Here is a 22052-nt window from a genome sequence, read left to right as displayed (position 1 = left end):
CTGTGAGAAAGAGCTGGAGGAAGTCTCTATGGACGAGTCCCAGCGGGCCAAAGAGATGGCATTTCTGGAATTCGAGGTGGAGGAGATCGAGAAGGCGGCGCTGCAGGAAGGGGAGGACGAAGAGCTGGAGAGCGCCTACCGGCGGATGGCCAACGGAAGGAAGATCGCCGGAAGCGCGCTGGAAGCCTACCGCTATACCAGCGAGGATCCGGACAGCGCCAGCGAGAATTTAAGCCGGGCGATCCGGGCCCTTTCTGAGGCGGCTGAATGTGACGAAGGCGCCAGGCAGCTGCGGGAACAGCTGGTGGAAGTGGACAGCCTTCTCAATGATTTTAACCGGGAGCTGTCCGATTACAGCAAGAGCTGCGAGTACTCGGAAGAAGAGCTCTATGAAACGGAGAACCGGCTCAACGAGATCAACCGCCTGAAGGTAAAATACGGCGGAACGGTGGGAGAGATCCTGGCTTATCAGGAGCAGCAGGCCGGGAAGCTGGAAAAACTCCAGGACTATGAGGCCTATCTCGCCGGACTTGAGAAGAAGGCCAGGGAAGCGGAAGCCCTTCTTGCAAAGGCTTGCCGCAGCTTAAGCCAGGTGCGGAAAAGCCAGGCGGCCATTCTGGAAGAGGCGGTGCAGAAAGGCCTGGAGGAGCTGAATTTCGCCGATGTGCGGTTTGAGATCCATTTTGAAGAGCTGAAGTCCTATACCGGAAACGGAACCGACGATGTGGAGTTCATGATCTCCCTGAATCCGGGACAGCCTCTGCGGCCTTTGAAAGACGTGGCTTCCGGCGGGGAACTCTCAAGGATCATGCTGGCCATCCGCACGGTAATGGCCAGGAGGGATGACATTGAGACTCTGATCTTCGATGAGATCGACGTGGGGATCAGCGGGCGGACCGCTCAGAAAGTCTCAGAGAAGATGGCTCTCATCGGAAAGACCCATCAGGTGATCTGCATCACCCACCTTGCCCAGATCGCGGCCATGGCGGACGCTCATTATGTGATCGAGAAGACGGTGGAGGAGATGGAGACCAGGACCAGGATCCGCAGGCTTACCGAGGAAGATTCTGTCCGGGAACTGGCAAGGATCCTTGGCGGAGCCAGGATCACAGAGGCGGTGCTCACCAACGCCAGAGAGATGAAAGAACTTGCAAAAGGGATAAAATAAAAGGATGGAAACCAGGAAAGTTCCACATACTAAGACAGGTGTCAGAAAAGACGCCTGTCTTTTTATTTCGGGAAGAAAGGAAGAATGAGATGAGAAAATACTGGTATCGGAGGATCTTGATCATGGTCCTGGTCTTTGTAGCCGCCACAGGGGGAAGCTGGTATCTGATCCACGGGTATGAGGAGCAGTTTGACCGGGAAGTGAGCGCTAAGCCGGCGGAGGGGACCATGGTGATCCCCGGTGGGATGCCGGTGGGCATCTATCTGGAGACGGAGGGGGTGATGGTCCTGGGCACCGGAGCGGTGGAGGGGCTGGACGGAAACCCTGAGGAGCCGGCCAGGAACCTGGTGCGGGCAGGGGATTATATCCTGGAACTGGACGGGAGGAAAGTCCGGGACAAGAAGGAACTGATCCGGGAGGTGGAAGCGCTTCGGGACGAGAATGTGGTGCTGACGCTGCAGCGGGGCGGTGAGACCATCGATGTGCGGACCCGGGCGGTCTTGTGCGGGCCGGAGGAATACAAGCTTGGCATCTGGGTGCGGGACAATGCCCAAGGCCTGGGGACTGTCACCTTTCTCAACGGGGACAGCCGGTTTGGCGCTCTGGGACACGGGATCCACGACATGGATACCGGGAAGCTTCTTGCCATCTCCCGGGGAACCCTTTACTCCACCAGCATCAAGGACATCCAGAAAGGAGCGGACGGCACGCCGGGGGGAATGGAAGGGATCATCATCTACAACAATTACAATGTTCTGGGGACTATTGAACAGAACACAGAAGAAGGGATCTATGGCGAGATCGGGAGGATCGACACCCTGTTCTCGGACCAGGTCCCGGTGGAGACGGCGGCGAAGGAGGAGATCCGGGAAGGGGCGGCCACGATCCGGTGCGCGGTGGAAGGAGAGGTAAAAGAGTACGACATTGAGATCACAAAAATCGACACCCATGCGAAGGAAGCCAACAAGGGGCTGGAGATCCGGGTGACGGATCAGGATCTCCTTTCAGTTACCGGCGGCATCGTACAGGGGATGTCCGGATCCCCCATCCTCCAGGACGGGAAGCTGGTGGGAGCGGTCACCCATGTGTTTGTCAGCGACCCGGCCAGGGGGTACGGGATCTTTATAGAAAATATGTTGAAAAATGTAGAATAGCGTGAAAACAGTCGCATGGTGTCAGGTTTTTACGACAGCAATTTCTTGCTTTGAAATATGACGAAATATATAATTGGTCATGACGGTTTTATTGTACGAGAAAGGAGGTATTTCGCAAAATGAGTGAAATAAACGTAGCAATAGCCGACGATAATGAAAGAATCCTGGATCTGCTTGGCGAAATCATCGACAGCGACAAAGACCTGCGTCTGGTTGGCAAAGCCAGCAACGGGGAGGACGTATACCGGCTGATCCGCGAGAAACAGCCGGACGTTGTCCTTCTGGATCTGATCATGCCGAAAATGGATGGCTTAAGCGTGATGGACCTGGTGAACGCGGACACAGAGCTTAAGAAGCATCCGGCTTTTATCGTGATCACCGCCGTGGGACAGGAAAGGATCACAGAAGACGCCTTCCGCAAAGGCGCGAATTACTATATCTTAAAGCCTTTCAACAACGAGACGGTGCTTGGAAGGATCAAACATACAAACCAGGGGGAACGGCTCCGGCCGGAAGGGATAAAGGACGGGGAGCCGGTGGTCTGCGGCCAGTCCCAGGTGAATCTGGAAGCCCGGGTCACCGACATGATCCACGAGATCGGGATCCCGGCCCACATCAAGGGGTATCATTACCTGCGGGACGCCATCCTGATGGCGGTGGAGGATATGGATGTGCTGAACGCCATCACCAAAGTCCTCTATCCCACGGTGGCGAAGATCCATCAGACCACGGCCAGCCGGGTGGAGCGGGCGATCCGCCACGCCATTGAGGTGGCCTGGAGCAGAGGGAAGCTGGACACCCTGGACCAGCTGTTCGGATATACGGTGAGCAATGGAAAGGGAAAGCCTACCAACTCTGAATTCATTGCGCTTATCGCGGATACCATCCGTTTGGAATATAAAAACAGATAATGCTTTCATTCCTGAGAAAAATGCGATATAATAGGATAAATCGTGAGGTTGGGAGGAGAAGCAATGAAAAAAATACTTTTTGCGACATCCGAGTGCGTTCCGTTTATCAAGACAGGGGGCCTGGCAGATGTTGCAGGTTCTTTACCAAAATATTTTGACAAGGAAAAATACGATGTACGGGTGATGCTGCCCAAGTACATGTGCATGAAAGATGAGTGGAAACAAAAGCTTCAGTATCGCACTCATTTTTACATGGATCTGTGTTGGAGAAAACAATACGTAGGGATCCTGGAATTGGAGTACGAGGGAATTACGTTCTATTTTATAGATAATGAATTTTATTTTAACGGGATGGCGCCCTATGGGGACATGTACGCAGATATCGAGAAGTTTGCGTTCTTCTCCAAGGCAGTCTTAAGCGCGCTGCCGCTTCTTGATTTCCGTCCGGACATCATCCACTGCCATGACTGGCAGACAGGCCTGATCCCGGTGTATCTTGACAACTTCCGGTACGGGAACGAGTACTTCCGGGGTATCAAGACCATCATGACCATACATAACCTGAAGTTCCAGGGCGTGTGGGATACCAAGCGGGTGATGGACATCACCGGGCTTCCCAAATATTATTTCGCGCCGGACAAGCTGGAGGCTTACAAGGACGCCAACTATCTGAAGGGCGGTATCGTCTATGCGGATCGGGTGACCACCGTCAGCAACTCCTACGCGGAAGAGATCAAGATGCCCTTCTACGGCGAGGGGCTGGATGGCCTGATGAACGCAAGATCCAACTGCCTGTCGGGGATCGTCAACGGCATCGATTACGAAGATTATAATCCGGAGACAGACAAGTACATTGCCAGGAACTATAACGTGGGCAACTTCCGGAAGGAAAAAGTGAAGAATAAGACGGCGCTCCAGCAGGAGCTGGGACTTGCTGTAGACCACAAGACCATGCTGATCGGCATTGTCTCCCGTCTGACGGATCAGAAGGGATTTGACCTGATCGCCTATGTGATGGACGAGATGTGCCAGGACGCGGTTCAGTTCGTCATACTTGGGACCGGCCAGGATCAGTACGAGAATATGTTCCGGCACTTCGCCTGGAAGTACCAGGGCAAGGTGTCCGCGAATATCTTCTATTCCGAGGAACTTTCCCACAAGATCTACGCAGCCTGCGATGCCTTCCTTATGCCGTCGCTGTTTGAGCCCTGCGGCCTGAGCCAGCTGATGAGCCTCAGGTACGGCACCGTTCCTATCGTGCGAGAGACCGGAGGACTTAAGGATACGGTAGAGCCTTACAATGAGTATGAGAAGACCGGGACCGGCTTCAGCTTCAGTAATTACAACGCCCATGAGATGATGGGGACCGTGCGTTACGCGGAGCAGATCTATTACGATAAGAAGCGGGACTGGAACAAGATCGTAGAGCGGGGCATGGAGAAAGACTTCTCCTGGAACAATTCCGCCAGACAGTATGAGAAACTTTACGACGAAATGTAAACCACAGGAAAGAGCAAAGTCTCAGGCTTTGCTCTTTTGAGATAAAGGAGGAAAAATTATGAAGATCCGAGAGATTCTGAAAGAGACAACCCCGCACATATCCTTCGAGGTATTTCCGCCCAAGACGGATGCAGCCTACGAGAGCGTGCTGAACGCCACGGATAAGATCGCAGCGCTCCATCCTTCCTACATCAGTGTGACTTACGGGGCAGGCGGCGGCACCAGCGCCAATACCGTAAATATCGCTGCCCATATCAGGGACGACCTGGGAGTGGAGAGCCTGGCGCACTTAACCTGCGTTTCCTCTACCAGGGAGCATGTGCACAAGGTGATCGGGGAGCTGAAGGAAAAGGGGATCGAGAATATCCTGGCCCTGCGGGGAGACATTCCCCAGGAGTCGGACTTCCCCCTTCCCAACCAGTACCGGTATGCCTGTGAGCTGATCGAAGAGATCAAGGGCGCGGGTGATTTCTGCATCGGCGCGGCCTGCTATCCGGAGGGCCATGTGGAGTCAGAGAACCGGAAGGAGGATGTGCTCCATCTGAAGGAGAAGGTGGACCGGGGCGTGGATTTCCTGACCACCCAGATGTTTTTTGACAACAGCATCCTCTATAACTTCCTGTATCGGATCCGGGAGGCGGGCGTTACCGTTCCAGTCCTGCCGGGGATCATGCCGGTGACCAACAAGAAACAGATGAAGAGGATCTGCGATATGTCGGGGACGGTGCTGCCCCAGCGGTTCCTGGATGTGCTGGACCGGTTCGGGGACGATCCGGCGGCCATGCAGCAGGCGGGAATCGCCTACGCCACCGACCAGATCATCGACCTTTTCGCCAATGGCATCAATCATGTCCATGTGTATTCCATGAACAAGCCGGAGGTGGCTGCGGCTATCATGAACAATCTGTCTGCCATCGTGAAGCATTAGGAGCGGCCGGAACATGGATCACAGGACGAAGGAAGCGCTCCGCTATCTGGGATACGGCAGGAATCCCGGGGAGGAAAGGACGCTGGAACTGATCCGGCAGTCTTTTGAAGAGCTGGAAGGGCTCCGGGAGGAACGGATCGTGTGGCGGCGGGAGCCGGTGACGGTCCGGGAGCCGGACCAGGTGGAGACGGCGGGAATGGATATCAGAAGCCGGGGGCTTGCAAGGAATCTGAAGGGCTGCCGGGAAGTGATCCTGGCGGCCGCCACACTTGGGACCCGGACGGATCTTCTGCTGCGCCGGTACAGCCGCACGGACATGACCCGGGCGGTGATCCTTCAGGCCTGCGCGGCGGCCAGGCTGGAGGAATACCTGGACGCCTGGCAGGAGGAGAGAAAGAAGGAGCTGGAGGAAGAAGGACTTTACTTAAGGCCCAGGTTCAGCCCGGGGTACGGGGATTTCTCCATCCATCATCAGAAAGCCCTTCTTCAGCGCCTGGAGGCGCCCAAAAGGATCGGGCTTACCATGACCGACGGCTATATGCTGACGCCGTCCAAATCGGTGACGGCTCTGGTGGGGATCTCTCTGGAGGAGACAGCCTGCCACCGGCAGGGGTGTGAAAGCTGCGGGAAGATCGACTGCGCTTACCGCCGGGAGTAAGAGACAGACTATGACATTGCAGAAAAGAGAGCAGGAAGGAGCAAACAGATGCTAAAGGAACGACTGGGGAAGGAACTGCTGTTTTTTGACGGCGGGACCGGTACCCTTCTTCAGGAGCGGGGGCTTGCGCCGGGAGAACTGCCGGAGACCTGGAATCTCACCCACAGGGAGGAGATGACAGAGATCCACCGGCAGTATTTTGCGGCGGGAAGTGATATCGTACTTACCAACACTTTCGGAGCCAACGCACTGAAATATCATGATCCGGAACATGACCTGGCGGAAGTGATCCGGGCGGCGGTGGAGAATGTGAAGGCGGCTGCCCGTTTGGGCGTCACAGACGGAAGAGAAGTCTATGCGGCGCTGGATATGGGCCCCACCGGGAAACTTCTTAAGCCTATGGGAGACCTGGATTTCGAGGAGGCCTATGAGGCCTTCCGGGAGGCTGCCGTGGCCGGGGAGCAGGCAGGGGCGGACCTCATTCATATTGAGACCATGAGCGACACCTATGAGGTGAAGGCAGCGGTGCTGGCGGCAAAGGAGAATACAGACCTTCCGGTGTTCGCCACCATGATCTTTGATGAGAAGGGGAAGCTTCTCACCGGCGGGGACGTGCCTTCCGTGGCAGCCCTTCTGGAGGGGCTGGGAGTGGACGCTCTGGGGATCAACTGCGGTATGGGGCCGGAGCAGATGATGCCCATCCTGGAAGAATTGTTAAGATACACCTCCCTTCCGGTGATTGTAAAGCCAAACGCCGGCCTTCCCAAGCAGAAGGACGGGGAAGTTTACTACGATGTAGAGCCGGAAGAATTCGCAGGATACATGGAGGAGATCGTAAGAAAGGGAGCCTCCCTCATCGGCGGGTGCTGCGGCACCACGCCGGCCCATATCCGCAGGATGACGGAGCGGGTGAAGGCTTCCCATGCCTTTGCCCACAGACAGATACCGGAACCGGAAGAGGCAACCATCGTTTCCTCCTATGGCAGGGCGGTGATCCTGGGGGAGAAGCCGGTGATCATCGGAGAGCGGATCAATCCCACCGGCAAGAAACGGTTTAAGCAGGCGCTAAAGGAGCAGGATCTGGATTACATCCTGACAGAGGGCGTGCGGCAGCAGGATCAGGGAGCCCACATCCTGGATGTGAACGTAGGGCTTCCGGATATTGACGAGCCTGCCATGATGAAGAAGGTGGTGACGGAGCTGCAGAGCGTGACCAGTCTTCCCCTGCAGATCGATACCGTGGATCCGGCGGCCCTGGAGGCGGCGCTCAGGATCTATAACGGGAAGGCCATGGTCAACTCGGTAAACGGCAAGCAGGAGAGTATGGACGTCGTCTTCCCGCTGATCCGGAAATACGGCGGCGTGGTGGTAGGGCTTACCCTGGATGAAAACGGGATCCCGGACACGGCCAAGGGCCGGGTGGAGATCGCAGGCAGGATCATCCGGGAAGCGGCCCGGTACGGGATCCCGAAGAAGGACATCGTTATCGATGTGCTGGCCATGACCATCAGCTCTGACCCGGCAGGGGCCAGAACCACCCTGGAGGCCCTGGAAGGGGTGCGAAAGACTTACGGGGTATGTACGGTGCTGGGAGTATCCAACATTTCCTTCGGGCTGCCTTCCCGCCCGGTGATCAACGCCAATTTCTATACCATGGCGCTGCAGAAGGGGTTAAGCGCCGGGATCATCAACCCCCTGTCCGAAGACATGATGCGATCCTACTACGCGTACTGCGCCCTGATGGGATATGACGAGAACTGCGAGCGATATATAGAAGTCTATGGAAACCAGGCGCCTGCTGCGCCGGCGGCTTCCGCCCGGGATATTTCCCTGAAGGAATCCATTGAGAAGGGGCTGAAAGAGGAGGCCCACCGGGGAGCCCTGCGGCTTCTTGAGGAGAAGGCTCCGCTGGAGATCATCAACGAGGCCATGATCCCGGCGCTGGATCAGGTGGGCAAGGGATTTGAGAAGGGGACTTTGTTCCTGCCCCAGCTTCTCATGAGCGCGGACGCGGCCAAGATCGCCTTTGCCGTGCTGAAAGAGCGGATGCCGGAACAGGACGGGCCGGAGCAAAAGAAGGAGAAAGTGATCCTGGCCACGGTGAAAGGCGACATCCATGATATCGGCAAGAACATTGTCAAGGTGCTGCTGGAGAACTATGGATTCGATGTGATCGATCTGGGGAAAGACGTGCCTCCCCAGCTGGTGGCGGAGACCGCCCTCCGGGAGGATGTACGGCTGGTGGGCTTAAGCGCCCTGATGACCACCACGGTGGTGAGCATGGAAGAGACCATCCGTCTTCTGCGGGAACAGAAGCCGGACTGCAAGGTCATGGTGGGCGGCGCGGTGCTCAACCAGGAGTACGCAGATATGATCGGCGCAGATTTCTATGGAAAAGATGCCATGCAGTCGGTATACTATACACAAGAACTTTTTAAAGGAGAGAACTAGACATGAGACTTATCATACCAGAACATTATGATCCCCGCTTAAGCGTGCGGGAGACACAGGAAGCTATCAAATACATCCGGGACACCTTCCAGAAGGAATTCGGCAAAGAGATGAATCTGGAGCGGATCTCCGCCCCTCTTTTCGTGGCCAGGAGCAGCGGCCTCAACGACAACTTGAACGGCGTGGAGCGGCCGGTGCATTTTGACATTGCCGGCGTTCCGGGAGAAGAGATGGAAGTGGTGCAGTCGCTGGCCAAGTGGAAGAGAATGGCGCTGAAAGAGTACGGCTTCCAGCCGGGAGAAGGCCTCTACACCAACATGAACGCCATCCGCCGGGACGAGGAGCTTGACAATCTCCATTCCTGCTATGTGGACCAGTGGGACTGGGAGAAGGTGATCACCAAAGAGGAGCGGACCGTTGACACGCTGAAAGACACAGTGCGCACCATCTTCAAGATCATCAAGCACATGGAGCATGAAGTGTGGTATAAATATCCCCAGGCAGTAAAACATCTGCCGGACGGGGTTGCCTTTATCACCAGCCAGGAGCTGGAGGACCGGTATCCGGACAAGACGCCCAAGGAGCGGGAGAATCTGATCACCAAAGAGTACGGCTGCGTATTCCTGATGAAGATCGGCGAGAAGCTGAAAAGCGGCAAGCCTCACGACGGGCGGGCGCCGGACTATGACGACTGGCAGCTTAACGGGGACATCCTGTTCTGGTTCGACACTTTGAACTGTGCCCTGGAGATCTCCAGCATGGGGATCCGGGTGGATGAGAAGTCTCTGGAGGAACAGCTGGTCAAAGCAGGATGTGAGGACAGAAGGAACCTTCCTTATCACCGGATGCTCCTGAACGGAGAACTGCCCTATACCATCGGCGGCGGTATCGGCCAGTCAAGACTGTGTATGCTGCTTCTGGACCGGGCGCATGTGGGCGAGGTGCAGGCAAGTATCTGGCCGGAGGAGATGCGTAAGACCTGTAAGGAACACAAGATCATCCTTTTATAAATCCATAGGAAGAAAAAGAGAAACGGAAAGCTGCAGGGGCGGTTTTCCGTTTTTTCGATTGTATGGAAAATTAAACAGAAAACCGACTTGACAATAAATTAACGACTATTTATAGTAGTACCATAAATACTGTAAATCCAGGAAAAATAGAAGATTCAGGAGGAAGAGCATTATGATGCGAGGATTGGATACTACCGTCCGCAGGATCCGAAGAAAAGTGTTCGAAGAGGTGGCAAGGCTTGGATTTGAGTCCAGCGATGAGACGCTGAATGACGACATGGAAGCCATCCCCTATGAGATCGTCAATGAAGACACCAAGGTAAAATACCGGGAGAGCGTATACCGGGCCCGGTCCATCGTGCGGGAGCGTCTGCGGCTTGCCATGGGACTTTCCCTGCGGCCGGAGAATAAGCCGGTCCATCTGACTGCCGGCGTGGAGGCCAGCAATATTTCCGAGAAATACTATGAGCCGCCCCTTATGCAGGTGATCCCTTCCGCCTGTGAAGCCTGCGAGGAGCGGGGATACGAAGTGAGCAACATGTGCAAAGGCTGCCTTGCCCATCCCTGTATGGAGGTCTGCCCCAAGGGAGCCATCTCCTTTGTCAAAGGAAAGTCCTATATCGATCAGGAGAAATGTATCAAGTGCGGCAAATGCAAATCCGTCTGCCCCTATGACGCCATTTCCAAAAAGGAGCGTCCCTGCGCCCGGGCCTGCGGCGTAAACGCCATCACATCGGACAAGATGGGGCGGGCCTATATTGATTCGGAGAAATGCGTCTCCTGCGGCATGTGTATGGTAAGCTGCCCCTTTGGAGCTATTTCCGATAAATCCCAGATCTTCCAGCTGGCTCATGCCCTGAAGAAGGGAGATGAGATCATCGCGGAGATCGCTCCGGCTTTCTACGGACAGTTTGGGGATAACATCACCCCCAGGAACCTGAAGGCGGCCCTGCAGGAGCTGGGCTTCGCGGAGTTCTACGAGGTGGCGCTGGGTGCGGATATCGGAGCTGTTGCGGAGGCCCATCACTATGTGGAGAAGGTGACCACCGGAGAACTGCCCTTCCTGCTCACTTCCTGCTGTCCTTCCTGGGCCATGCTGGCGAAGAAATATTTCCCGGACCTGGTCGATGAAGTGTCCCAGGAACTGACGCCTATGGTAGCCACTGCCCGGACCATCAAGCAGAAGCACCCCGACGCCAAAGTGGTGTTCATCGGGCCCTGCGCGGCCAAGAAGCTGGAGGCCATGCGGCGTACTGTGCGAAGCGATGTGGACTTTGTAGTCACTTTTGAAGAATTGCAGGCCATGTTCGACGCAAGAGACATCGATCTGACCAAATATGAGGCGGAGTCCTCCTTCCACAACGCCACCGGAGCGGGAAGAGGATACGCGGTGGCCGGCGGCGTGGCCCAGGCCATTGAGAAATGTATCAATGAGTACTACCCGGACGTGGATGTGCACATCGAGCACGCGGAAGGCCTGGCAGAGTGCAAGAAAACCCTGGCCCTGGCCAAGGCTGGCAAGATGAACGGCTGCCTTATTGAAGGAATGGGCTGCCCCGGCGGCTGTGTGGCAGGCGCCGGAACCAATATCCCGGTGGCCAAAGCCCAGAAGAAGATCCAGGACTTCGTGAAGGCGTCCACCAAACAGATCCCGCCCAAGGAGCTGGAGGAGATCCAGCTGGATTAAAACCAGATAGAGATCAGGAATCACAGAAGATCATCCGTACAGGAAAATGTGCGGGTGATCTTTTTATGTTCGGAGAACAGGGGCAAAAGGAGGGCTGCACAGGAAATTCATTTTCAATTGTGGCAGGACAGTGTATAATAATATACAGTATAATCCATTACAAAGAGCGGGGTGTAAGTTATGAAAGAGAACTATATTCTGCCTGTGCCGGTTCTTGATCAGAAGGAAGTGGAAGCCTTAGATGCCTTGAGTAAAAAGTATGAAAAACTCACAGCACCTGGAAAGATTGCAAAGATAGGCGCGAAGGCAGGACAGCTGTTGCCGGAAAAGTTAAAAAAGGCGGGAAACGAGATCGGCCTAAGTATTACACAGATGGAGTTGTATTCCAGGATCATGGAAGTCATGGGAACAGGGTTCCAGGCAATTGAGGAGCAGGCTTCCAGATTTTCTGTTAGTGAAAAACAGATACTGAAGAAACTAAATCAAATATCAGATTCTAAAGATATTGAAGATCTGGATGAGATCTGTCTGCTGCGGAGTTATAATATAGCTGCTGCGGTCAGTTCCTACAAAAGCCAGGATACGGCTGCTGCTATTGTTGAAGGCGGTGGAACAGGAGCGCTGGGATTCTGGGGATTGCCCTTTAATATTGTACTGAGTACATTTTTATATTTCAGAGCAGTTCAATCGATTGCCATGTTTTATGGGTATGATGTTAAGAATGACAGTGCGGAACTGATGATCGCAAGTGAAGTGTTTACCAGTGCGTTAAGTCCTGTGAGTAATGATGTGAATAATGAGGCCACAACCCTTATCGGAAAGATCATGGTAATGGGACAGGCTGCGGTAGTAAAGCAGACAGCCAAGAAGACATGGACAGATATGGCAAGCCGCGGTGGGATACCTTTACTGTTGACTCAGTTGAGAGCTTTGGCGCATAAATCTGCGCGGACAGCGCTTCAAAAGGCAGGGAAAAAGGGTCTGGAGAATAGCATTTTCAGAGATGCACTGGAACAGATCGGCCGGAAGCTGACGTTAAAAAGTATAGGAAAAGCAGTACCGGTTGCGTCCGCAATATTTGGGGCTCTTCTTGATACGGCGCAGATGAAAAAAGTTCTTGAATATGCAGATATTTTCTATCAAAAGAGATTTATTCTGGAAAAGGGAAGCCGGATCGCAGAATTAACAGAAGAGGAGATCATTGACGTATCAGCAAGTGAAAATGAAACAGAGGAAGATAAGTTACACTGAAAAAATTAAATAAGAGAAAGAGTTGACAGCATAAGAAATCAGTGGTAAATTTACCCCAACAAAAGCATTTACATTTCTAGCTGTTCATTTCTTGGCGGCGTCTGCCGCGTCGAACATTCAGACAGGATCTGTCAGAAGAAATCTCAATGCTTTGTATCCCAATCAAACAACGCAGTGAGGTTTGTCATGATCTTTGAGGACAAGAGGAAACTGCTGGAACTGTACAATGCGATCAGTGGGAAACACTATGAGGATCCGGAACTTCTGGAGATCAACACTCTGGAGAACGCCATCTATATGTCTATGAAGAATGATCTGTCATTCCTCATTGACGCCCGGCTGTCTCTGTATGAACATCAGTCAACTTACAGTCCCAACTTGCCAGTGCGGTTTCTCTTTTACTTGTCGGACATGTTTTCAGGGATGACGGCAGATGCTAACCTATATGGAACGAAGAAGGTAGAGCTGCCAGCTCCCAGGTTTGTCGTCTTCTACAATGGGGAGGCGGATCAGCCGGATCGGCAGATCCTGAAGCTCTCTGACCTGTACACAGTGGAGGAAGAAGACCCTATGCTGGATCTAAAGGTGCTGATGCTGAATGTGAACCAGGGACATAACCCGGAGCTGATGGAGGTCTGCCATACCCTGTGGGAATACGCAGAGTATACGGGACGGGTAAGGAAGTACGCCAAAGAACAGCCCATTGCGGAAGCAGTGGAGCGGGCCATTACGGAATGTATCCAGGAGGGGATCCTGAAGGAGTTCTTAGAGAGGAATCGCAGGGAGGCGAAGAACGTGAGTATCTATGAATATGACCAGGAGAAGCATATTCGGCAGGAGCGGGAGGAAGCCTGGGAGGCTGGAGAGAAGGCCGGAGAACATAAAGGAGAGGAGAAAAAACTAAAAGAATTGATCCGGAAGAAGCTGGCCAAGGGGAAGACCATCCCGGAGATCGCGGAGGCCTTGGAGGAAAGTGAGGATGTGATCCGGCGGCTGGCAGAAGATCTTGTCTGACAGAGGTTTGAGAATAAGAAATCCCCGGCGTTGACAAACGCCGGGGCTCTCTTTATAATTAGAGGATAGCCTGAATATAGGAGGAAGTTATGCAGAAATACGGAGTGAATGAATTAAGAAGAATGTTCCTGGAGTTCTTCGAGAGCAAGGGACATCTGGCCATGAAGAGTTTTTCCCTGGTGCCCCATAATGACAAGAGCCTGCTCTTGATCAATTCCGGTATGGCGCCGTTGAAACCTTATTTTACCGGACAGGAGATCCCGCCCTGCAAGCGTGTGACCACCTGCCAGAAGTGTATCCGTACGGGGGATATCGAGAATGTAGGAAAGACAGCCCGGCACGGGACCTTCTTTGAGATGCTGGGGAATTTTTCCTTTGGAGATTACTTTAAGAAGGAGTCTATCGCCTGGACCTGGGAGTTCCTGACGGAAGTGGTGGGACTTGATCCGGACCGGCTCTATCCTTCTGTTTACCTGGAGGACGATGAGGCCTGGGAGATCTGGAATAAGGATATCGGGATCCCGGCGGATCGGATCTTCCGCTTTGGCAAGGAGGATAACTTCTGGGAGCATGGAAGCGGCCCCTGCGGCCCCTGTTCAGAGGTTTACTATGACCGGGGAGAGGAGTACGGCTGCGGGAAACCGGATTGTACCGTAGGCTGTGACTGCGACCGGTACATGGAGATCTGGAACAATGTATTTACCCAGTTTGACAATGACGGCAATAATCATTATACCGAACTGGAGCAGAAAAATATTGATACCGGAATGGGCCTGGAGCGTCTGGCCTGTATCGTACAGGGCGTAGATTCCATGTTTGACGTGGATACCATCAAGGCTCTGCGGGAGCATGTGAGCACTCTGGCAGGCGCAGAGTATGGCAAATCTTACGACACAGATGTGTCCATCCGTGTGATCACGGACCACATCCGTTCCGTAACCTTTATGATCTCTGACGGGATCATGCCGTCCAATGAAGGGCGGGGGTATGTGCTGCGCCGTCTGCTGCGGAGAGCCTGCCGTCACGGAAGACTTTTGAATATCGAGGGAGAATTCCTGACCAAGCTTGCCCAGACCGTGATCGAGGGATCTAAGGACGGTTATCCGGAACTGGACGAGAAGAAAGAGTTTATCTTCAAGGTAATCGCCAAAGAGGAAGAGCAGTTTAACAAGACCATCGACCAGGGACTTTCTATTTTGGCGGAGATGGAAGAAGAACTGGAGAAGAAGGGGGAGAAGACGCTGGGAGGAGACCAGGCCTTCAAGCTCTATGATACTTATGGATTCCCGCTGGATCTTACCAGAGAGATCCTGGAGGAGAAGGGGATCTCTGTGGATGAAGAGGGATTCCAGGCTGCCATGAAGGTGCAGAGGGAAACTGCCCGGGCGGCGAGAGAAGTCACCAATTACATGGGAGCGGACGTGACGGTATACGAGTCCATCGATCCTTCCGTGACATCCACTTTTGTAGGATATGACCACTTAAGCTGGAAGTCGCCGGTTACCGTTCTGACCACGGAGACCGAACTGGTGGAGGCTCTGAGCGAGGGACAGAAAGGTACCATCTTTGTGGAGGAGACTCCGTTCTATGCCACCAGCGGCGGCCAGGAGGCAGACCAGGGCGTGATCCGCACGGCGGAAGGCGAGTTCCAGGTGGAGGATGTGGTAAAACTCCTGGGCGGCAAGATCGGCCATGTGGGCATTGTGACCAAGGGGATGCTGAAGGTGGGCGATGAGGCGGAACTGACCGTGGATCAGGAGAAACGTTCCCTGTCCGCCAACAACCACAGCGCTACTCATCTTCTGCACAAAGCTCTGCGCATGGTCCTGGGGACTCATGTGGAACAGGCAGGTTCTTCCGTCAACGAAGACCGGCTGCGGTTTGACTTCACCCACTTCTCTGCACTGACGCCGGAGGAGATAAAGAAGGTGGAGGAGATCGTCAATGAGCAGATCCAGAAGAATCTGGCGGTAAAAGTAGAGAACATGCCCATTGAAGAGGCCAGAAAGACCGGGGCGGCCGCGCTGTTTGGCGAGAAATACGGGGATATCGTCCGGGTGGTCAGCATGGGAGATTTCTCCATCGAGTTCTGCGGCGGTACCCATGTGTCCAATACCGGCGTGATCACCGCCTTTAAGATCATTTCCGAGACCGGCGTGGCGGCAGGCGTACGAAGGATCGAGGCGCTGACCGCCAAAGGGCTGATGAACTATTACAGTGAGCTGGAAGAGAAGCTGCACCGCGCGGCGAAGCTTCTGAAAGCATCCCCGGACAAGCTGGAGGAGAAGATCACCCATGTGCTGGCAGAGAACAAGGAACTGCGGGCGGAAGTGGAGAGCTTAAAGAGCAAGCTTGCCAAGGACGCTATGGGAGATGTGACTGACCAGATCACGGAAGTGAAGGGACTGTCCCTTCTGGCAGCCCGGATCGAGGGCGTGGATATGAACGGCCTGCGGGAGCTGGGCGACCAGATGAAGGAGAAGCTGGGCGAAGGCGTGATCGTGCTGGCTTCAGCTGTGGACGGGAAGGTTTCCCTGATGGCGATGGCCACGGAGGGCGCGGTAAAACAGGGCGCCCATGCAGGAAATCTGATCAAAGGCATTGCTTCCCTGGTAGGCGGAGGCGGCGGAGGCCGTCCTAACATGGCCCAGGCCGGCGGCAAGAACCCGGCAGGCATCGACGAGGCCATCGGCAAGGTGAAAGAGGTGCTGGAAGCACAGCTTTCCTAGGGCCGGACAAGGTACGAGAAAAAAACAGATAAAAAATGTTGACGTACCCAAAATATGTGCTATAATCTAAGTTAGTGCAAGAATAACCCGAACAGTCGTAGGATGCACAATACAGGGCTGGAGGGGAGGTTAGGTGTGAGACTATGTCAAATGTAATCGTTAAAGAAAACGAGACGTTGGACAGCGCTTTACGCAGATTCAAAAGAAACTGCGCGAAAGCTGGCATTCAGCAGGAGATTCGCAAAAGAGAACACTATGAAAAGCCAAGCGTAAGACGTAAAAAGAAATCTGAAGCTGCTAGAAAACGTAAGTATAACTAATAGTGCATAAAAGGCAAAGGCGCCGTATCGTTAGATACGACGCCTTTTTCTAATGCCGGGATAAGGAAAAGGAGGAGATCAACATGAAACTGAAAGACACAAACCTGACGGCAGAGGAACTTAAGAGCATCGTGAACAAGTACATGGTGGAGACCTATGAGCGCTACGATTTTATCGCAGAGCGGGCGGAGGGGATGTACCTCTATGACGAGAAGGGGAACGCTTATCTGGATTTCTACGGCGGCGTAGCAGTCAACAGCCCCGGCAACCGCAATCCCCGGGTAGTTCAGGCAGTGAGAGAACAGATGGATGACATCATGCATACCTTTAACTATCCCTATACGGTACCTCAGGCGCTGCTGGCCCAAAAGGTGTGTGAAACCATCGGGATGGATAAGATCTTCTTCCAGAACTCCGGGACAGAGGCTAATGAATGTATGATCAAGATGGCGAGGAAATACGGGATCGATCATTACGGACCGGAGAAATACCACATCGTGACTGCAGAGAAAGGATTCCATGGACGCACCATGGGAGCCATGGCGGCTACCGGACAGCCGGACACCGCGATCCAGCAGGGATTCGGGCCGATGGTGCCGGGATTTTCCTATGCCAGGTTTAATGATCTGGATGATTTTGCCTCCAAGGTGACGGATCAGACCATTGCCATTATGATCGAACCGGTCCAGGGGGAGGGCGGCGTTTATCCGGCCACCCAGGAATTTATGGAGGGCCTGCGCAGGCTCTGCGATGAGAGAGGGCTTTTACTTTTGCTGGATGAGGTGCAGACCGGATGGGGGCGGACGGGATCGCCTATGGCTTACATGGGATATCATGTGAAGCCGGATGCGGTGTCCATGGCCAAGGCTCTGGGCGGCGGGATGCCCATCGGCGCCTGCTGTGCCACAAAGGAGGTGGCTCAGTCCTTTACCATGGGAACCCACGGTTCCACTTATGGTGGCCACGCGGTCTCCTGCGCGGCGGCCCTGGCATCTGTCTCAGAGATCCTGGAGAAGGACTTAAGTGGAAATGCCCGGAAAGTAGGCCGGTATCTGCGGCAGGAGCTGGCGAAGCTTCCCTATGTGAAGGAGGCCAGAGGAAAAGGGCTTTTGGTGGGCTGTGAGTACGAGATCCCCATTGCGGTGGAGGTAAAGCACAAGGTGCTGGAGCGCCGGGCGCTGATCACAGCGATCGGGGACCGGGTGAACCGGATGATCCCGCCTCTTACCGTGACGAAAAAGGAAGTGGATCAGCTGATTCGGATCATGAAAGCGTCCATCCTGGAGGCGGCGGAAGAGTATCAGGATATGAAGATGGCAGGATAAAAGAGAAGAGAAGAAAAAAGGTCCGGCGGTTCGTCAGAACTGCCGGATCTCTTGATATAGCCTGGCGATGGGAAGCCCCACCACATTGTTGTAATCGCCTTGGATCCCCTTCACATGGATGGCAAAGGGCCCCTGGATCCCGTAAGAGCCGGCTTTGTCCAGAGGATCGCCGGTACGGATATAGGAGAGAAGGTCTTCCCGGTGGATGGGATAGAATTCCACATCCGTCTTCTCGTAGAAGGAGTGGATCTTTGGACGGCTGCCGGACGGTGCCTGACGCACCAGGGTGACGCCGGTGTATACCTGATGGGTCCGGCCGGCCAGGAGAGAGAGCATATCCAGCGCTTCCGCTTCATCTGCCGGCTTGCCCAGGATCTCATCCCGGTAGACCACGATGGTGTCCGCGCCGATCACCGTGCAGTCCTTTGGCTGCAGCCGCTCATAGACCTCCAGGGCCTTCTGGGAGGACAGTTCCGTCACGATGTCGGAAGGGCGGGTTTGGGAAATGGTTTCCTCCACCTGGGAAGGGACCACTTCAAAGGAGAATCCCGCCTGTGTCATCAGTTCATTTCTTCTGGGGGAAGCAGAAGCCAGAATGTATTTCATGGTTTTAATTCCTTTCTTTTTGCTTTTTCCTGTTCATTATACCACAAATTATGATACAATAATAAGAAGTATGGAAATCTTTCGATTTCACAAATCAAAACAAAGGAGTGTATAGACATGATCTATGATAACGTACTGGACGCAGTGGGAAATACACCACTGATCCGTCTGAACAAGATGACAGGGCCTGAGGATGCAGAGATTCTGGTAAAATTCGAAGCAGTCAATATCGGAGGATCTGTTAAGACAAGAACAGCGAAAAATATGATCGAAGTTGCGGAAGAGAAGGGACTGATCCATCCGGGGACCATTATTGTGGAGCCCACCAGTGGCAACCAGGGCATCGGCCTTGCCCTCATCGGAGCGGTGAAGGGATATCAGACGAAGATCATCATGCCTGACTCCGTCAGCGAGGAGAGAAGAAAACTGGTGAAGGGTTACGGCGCGGAAGTGATCCTGGTCCATGACGACGGAGATATCGGAGCCTGCATCGCCAGATGTATGGAACTGGCTACTGAGATGGCGGCAGAAGACCCCAATGTCTATGTGCCCCAGCAGTTTGCCAATGAAGCCAACAGCGCCGCCCATAGAGAGCAGACCGGGCGCGAGATCCTGGAGCAGGCGGGCAAGCCGATCCATGGATTCTGTTCCGGAATCGGGACAGGGGGGACCATCACCGGCATCGGCGAGACCCTGAAGGCAGCCAACCCGGATATTGAGATCTGGGCGCTGGAGCCGGAGCATGCTGCGATCCTGTCCGGAGGCAAGATCGGGACCCATCTGCAGATGGGGATCGGCGATGGAGTGATCCCGGAGATCCTGAACCAGAAGATCTACGACCATGTGATCACAGTGACTGATGAGGAGGCACTGGAGACAGCCAGAGAGCTGGCCAGAAAGGAAGGCCTGATGTGCGGCATCTCCAGCGGCACCAGCGTGGCGGGAGCGCTGAAGCTGGCCCGGAAGCTGGGTCCCGGGAAAACAGTGGTGACGGTTCTGGCAGATACGGCGGAGCGGTACTTCTCCACCCCGCTGTTTGATTAAGGAGATTAGAAAGATATGGAGAAACTGTCCGCAGAAGAATTAAGAGAGGCGTTGAAAGAGCGAAGAGACGGCACACTTCTGGATCTTAGAGAGCGGGAGCTGGAGCCTGTGGATCTGTCCGGCTGGGATCTTAGAGGCGTGGACTTTACCTTGAGCTCCTTCCAGGGCGTGATCCTTTCCGGGGCGGATTTTACCGGGAGCAGTGTGGAGAACGCGCTGTTCGACGGCTGTCCCATGAAGGGAGCGAGTTTTCGCAATGCCAATCTGAAGACGGCTTCCTTCCGGTACTGCGATATGCGCCAGTGCGATATCTGCGGGGCAGATCTTTTCGGTGCGGTGCTGGAATACGCAGATCTTACCGGGATCATTTCCGATGAGGAGACGAAATGGTTTCGGCTTCACTGCCCGGAGAAGGGGGCGTTCCTGGGATACAAGAAATGCTTCAACAACCGGCTGGTGCAGCTTCTGATCCCGGCGGACGCAAAGCGGACGTCGGCGACTCTGCCTTCCTGCCGCTGCAGCAAGGCAAAGGTGCTGACCATCAAAAGCTTTGATTTTAAAGAAGAATATGACGAGGCCTGGTCCCTGGTGGATGAAGACTTCATTTACAAAAAAGGGGAATGGGTCGAAGTGAAAGATTTTAATGAAGACCGGTGGCAGGATTCCACCACCGGGATCCATTTCTGGCTGACAAGAGAAGAGGCGGAGGCTTATTAGATGAAGACAGGAGAAGAGCTGAGAAAATTATTATACAGCATTGACCGGAAGGGCTATCCGGCCTACAAAGGGATCAGGGGGGCTTACCGGTTTGGCAGGTATACGCTGGTGATCGACCATGTGCAGGGAGATCCCTTCGCGGCGCCATCCAGAGTCCATGTGGAGGTGGCCGGACAGACCGCAGGGTTCCCGGAACGGCTCTATGACAGCCGGCATAAAAGGATCGCCCTGCAGGATCATCTGATCCGGGGATTTGCCGGACAGATCGAGAAATATTCCTTCCAGGCCAAAGGATCCGGGAAGAGCGGCCTCATCTCAGTGACCCGCTGCGGGCAGGAGGTGCTGGAGCGCAGCGCCTGCAGGATCGACGAAAAAAGCGGGGATGTGACCATGCGTTTTGAGGTGGGATTCCCGGCCAACGGAAGGACCATCAATGCGGGAGAGCTGATCCGGATCCTGTTCGACTTCCTTCCCCGCTGTGTGGACGGCGCGCTTCTCTACCGGAATCTGGACCAGAACAAGGTGGAGAAGGTGATGGAGCTGTCGGAAGACCAGGCCTATATCCGGGAACAGCTGGAGCCTTTGGGGCTGGTGGCGTTTGTGGCGGATGGGGCCATCCTGCCAAGAGCCTCCGGCGTCTCCCAGCGGCCCATGAAGCAGGCGGTGCCCTTTGTCTCTCCCAGGTCCCTTCAGGTGGAACTTACGCTTCCCTACGGAGGGAAGATCACCGGGATGGGAGTGAAGAAGGGGATCACCCTGATCGTAGGCGGAGGCTATCACGGGAAATCTACCCTTCTGAAAGCGCTGGAGATGGGAGTCTATCCCCATATCGCCGGAGACGGCCGGGAGTATGTGATCACAGACCCGGCGGCGGTGAAGATCCGGGCGGAGGATGGCCGGAGCATCAAGCATACGGATATTTCCATGTTTATCAATGACCTGCCAAATGGCAGGGATACCACGGCTTTTTCCACAGAGGACGCCAGCGGGAGCACCTCCCAGGCAGCTAACGTGGCGGAGGCTATGGAGGCGGGAGCGACGGCTTTCCTCATTGATGAGGATACCAGCGCTACTAATTTCATGGTGCGGGATGAACTGATGCAGCGGGTGATCCACCGGGATATGGAGCCTATCACTCCCTTTATCGAGCGGATGCAGGAACTGTATCAGGATTACGGGATCTCCACCATCCTGGTGGCGGGAAGTTCAGGAGCTTATTTTGAACCTTCTGATACCATCATCCAGATGGACCGCTATATTCCAAGAGAGATCACGGAGACGGCCAAGGAGGCGGCCAGAGAGTATCCGGGACTGGAACTGCCGGAGAAGAAGGGATCTCTTCCGGGATTTGACCGGCGGCCGGGAAGGAATCCGGGGATCCTCCACAAGGGACGGATCAAGGTGAAGACTCTGGGAAGAGACGGCTTCCAGTTGAATCATGAGACTGTGGACCTGCGGTATGTGGAACAGCTGGCGGACCAGGAGCAGCTGACCTGTCTGGGACAGATCCTGCGGTATGCAGAGGAGCATGCGCTGAATGGAAGGAAGACCATCCGGGAGCTGGTGGAAGAGATCGCAG

The 22052-nt window shown here is 54.5% G+C and carries 18 protein-coding genes; 17 read left to right on the top strand and 1 reads right to left on the bottom strand.

What is annotated here, in order from left to right; all coding sequences use genetic code 11:
• The 14 genes from ACML7B_RS06275 to ACML7B_RS06210 form a co-directional block, all read left to right on the top strand.
• Positions 1-1168: DNA repair protein RecN (locus tag ACML7B_RS06275; protein ID WP_418539949.1), on the top strand; the 1168-nt coding region annotated here is incomplete at its 5' end.
• Positions 1169-1257: 89 nt separating this feature from the next.
• On the top strand, positions 1258-2322 hold the full coding sequence (gene spoIVB, locus ACML7B_RS06270) for a SpoIVB peptidase (RefSeq protein WP_418539947.1): 1065 nt from the start codon (positions 1258-1260) through the stop codon (positions 2320-2322).
• A 119-nt stretch (positions 2323-2441) separates the two neighbouring features.
• Positions 2442-3233 (top strand): sporulation transcription factor Spo0A, encoded by a 792-nt coding sequence (gene spo0A, locus ACML7B_RS06265; RefSeq protein ID WP_418539945.1) that lies wholly within the window; start codon positions 2442-2444, stop codon positions 3231-3233.
• Between the two features lie 63 nt (positions 3234-3296).
• Complete coding sequence (gene glgA, locus ACML7B_RS06260; protein WP_346708549.1) at positions 3297-4733, top strand: glycogen synthase GlgA; 1437 nt, start codon at positions 3297-3299, stop codon at positions 4731-4733.
• A gap of 58 nt (positions 4734-4791) precedes the next feature.
• Entirely contained in the window at positions 4792-5661 is an 870-nt protein-coding gene (metF, locus tag ACML7B_RS06255; RefSeq protein ID WP_346708548.1) for a methylenetetrahydrofolate reductase [NAD(P)H], read from the top strand.
• Between the two features lie 13 nt (positions 5662-5674).
• Complete coding sequence (locus ACML7B_RS06250; RefSeq protein ID WP_418539944.1) at positions 5675-6319, top strand: vitamin B12 dependent-methionine synthase activation domain-containing protein; 645 nt, start codon at positions 5675-5677, stop codon at positions 6317-6319.
• Between the two features lie 48 nt (positions 6320-6367).
• The gene (locus ACML7B_RS06245) at positions 6368-8770 is read left to right on the top strand and encodes a homocysteine S-methyltransferase family protein (RefSeq protein WP_418539943.1); all 2403 of its coding nucleotides are present in this window, start codon (positions 6368-6370) and stop codon (positions 8768-8770) included.
• A 2-nt stretch (positions 8771-8772) separates the two neighbouring features.
• Positions 8773-9780, top strand: coding sequence for an aspartate--ammonia ligase (gene asnA / locus ACML7B_RS06240; RefSeq protein ID WP_418539942.1), 1008 nt, complete (start codon positions 8773-8775; stop codon positions 9778-9780).
• A 172-nt stretch (positions 9781-9952) separates the two neighbouring features.
• Positions 9953-11467: a 4Fe-4S dicluster domain-containing protein gene (locus tag ACML7B_RS06235; protein ID WP_346708545.1), complete on the top strand. Its 1515-nt coding sequence runs from the start codon at positions 9953-9955 to the stop codon at positions 11465-11467.
• Positions 11468-11647: 180 nt separating this feature from the next.
• Positions 11648-12718 (top strand): EcsC family protein, encoded by a 1071-nt coding sequence (locus ACML7B_RS06230; RefSeq protein ID WP_418539940.1) that lies wholly within the window; start codon positions 11648-11650, stop codon positions 12716-12718.
• A gap of 186 nt (positions 12719-12904) precedes the next feature.
• Entirely contained in the window at positions 12905-13732 is an 828-nt protein-coding gene (locus ACML7B_RS06225; protein WP_418539938.1) for a hypothetical protein, read from the top strand.
• An 89-nt stretch (positions 13733-13821) separates the two neighbouring features.
• Positions 13822-16461 carry an alanine--tRNA ligase gene (alaS, locus tag ACML7B_RS06220; protein ID WP_346708540.1) on the top strand — a complete coding sequence of 880 codons (2640 nt, stop codon included), beginning with the start codon at positions 13822-13824 and terminating at the stop codon, positions 16459-16461.
• A gap of 143 nt (positions 16462-16604) precedes the next feature.
• Positions 16605-16781, top strand: coding sequence for a 30S ribosomal protein S21 (rpsU, locus tag ACML7B_RS06215; RefSeq protein WP_004054229.1), 177 nt, complete (start codon positions 16605-16607; stop codon positions 16779-16781).
• Positions 16782-16864: 83 nt separating this feature from the next.
• Positions 16865-18106 carry an aspartate aminotransferase family protein gene (locus ACML7B_RS06210; protein ID WP_418539936.1) on the top strand — a complete coding sequence of 414 codons (1242 nt, stop codon included), beginning with the start codon at positions 16865-16867 and terminating at the stop codon, positions 18104-18106.
• A gap of 33 nt (positions 18107-18139) precedes the next feature.
• Here ACML7B_RS06210 and ACML7B_RS06205 read toward each other — a convergent pair whose 3' ends face one another.
• A complete protein-coding gene (locus ACML7B_RS06205) occupies positions 18140-18712 on the bottom strand; it encodes a Maf family protein (protein ID WP_418539935.1) in 573 nt (190 codons plus the stop codon).
• Between the two features lie 117 nt (positions 18713-18829).
• Here ACML7B_RS06205 and cysK point away from each other — a divergent pair, with 117 nt between their 5' ends.
• The 3 genes from cysK to ACML7B_RS06190 all read left to right on the top strand — a co-directional run.
• The gene (gene cysK / locus ACML7B_RS06200) at positions 18830-19756 is read left to right on the top strand and encodes a cysteine synthase A (protein WP_418539932.1); all 927 of its coding nucleotides are present in this window, start codon (positions 18830-18832) and stop codon (positions 19754-19756) included.
• Between the two features lie 15 nt (positions 19757-19771).
• Positions 19772-20473, top strand: a complete 702-nt coding sequence (locus ACML7B_RS06195; RefSeq protein WP_346708536.1) for a pentapeptide repeat-containing protein — start codon at positions 19772-19774, stop codon at positions 20471-20473.
• A partial coding sequence (locus tag ACML7B_RS06190) for an ABC-ATPase domain-containing protein (protein WP_418539929.1) occupies positions 20474-22052 on the top strand: 1579 nt, incomplete at its 3' end.

This window comes from Massilistercora timonensis (assembly GCF_048354975.1).
GTDB lineage: Bacteria > Bacillota > Clostridia > Lachnospirales > Lachnospiraceae > Massilistercora > Massilistercora timonensis.
The sequence above is the reverse complement of the archived record's forward strand: the minus strand, read 5'-3'. Positions and strand labels throughout refer to the sequence as shown.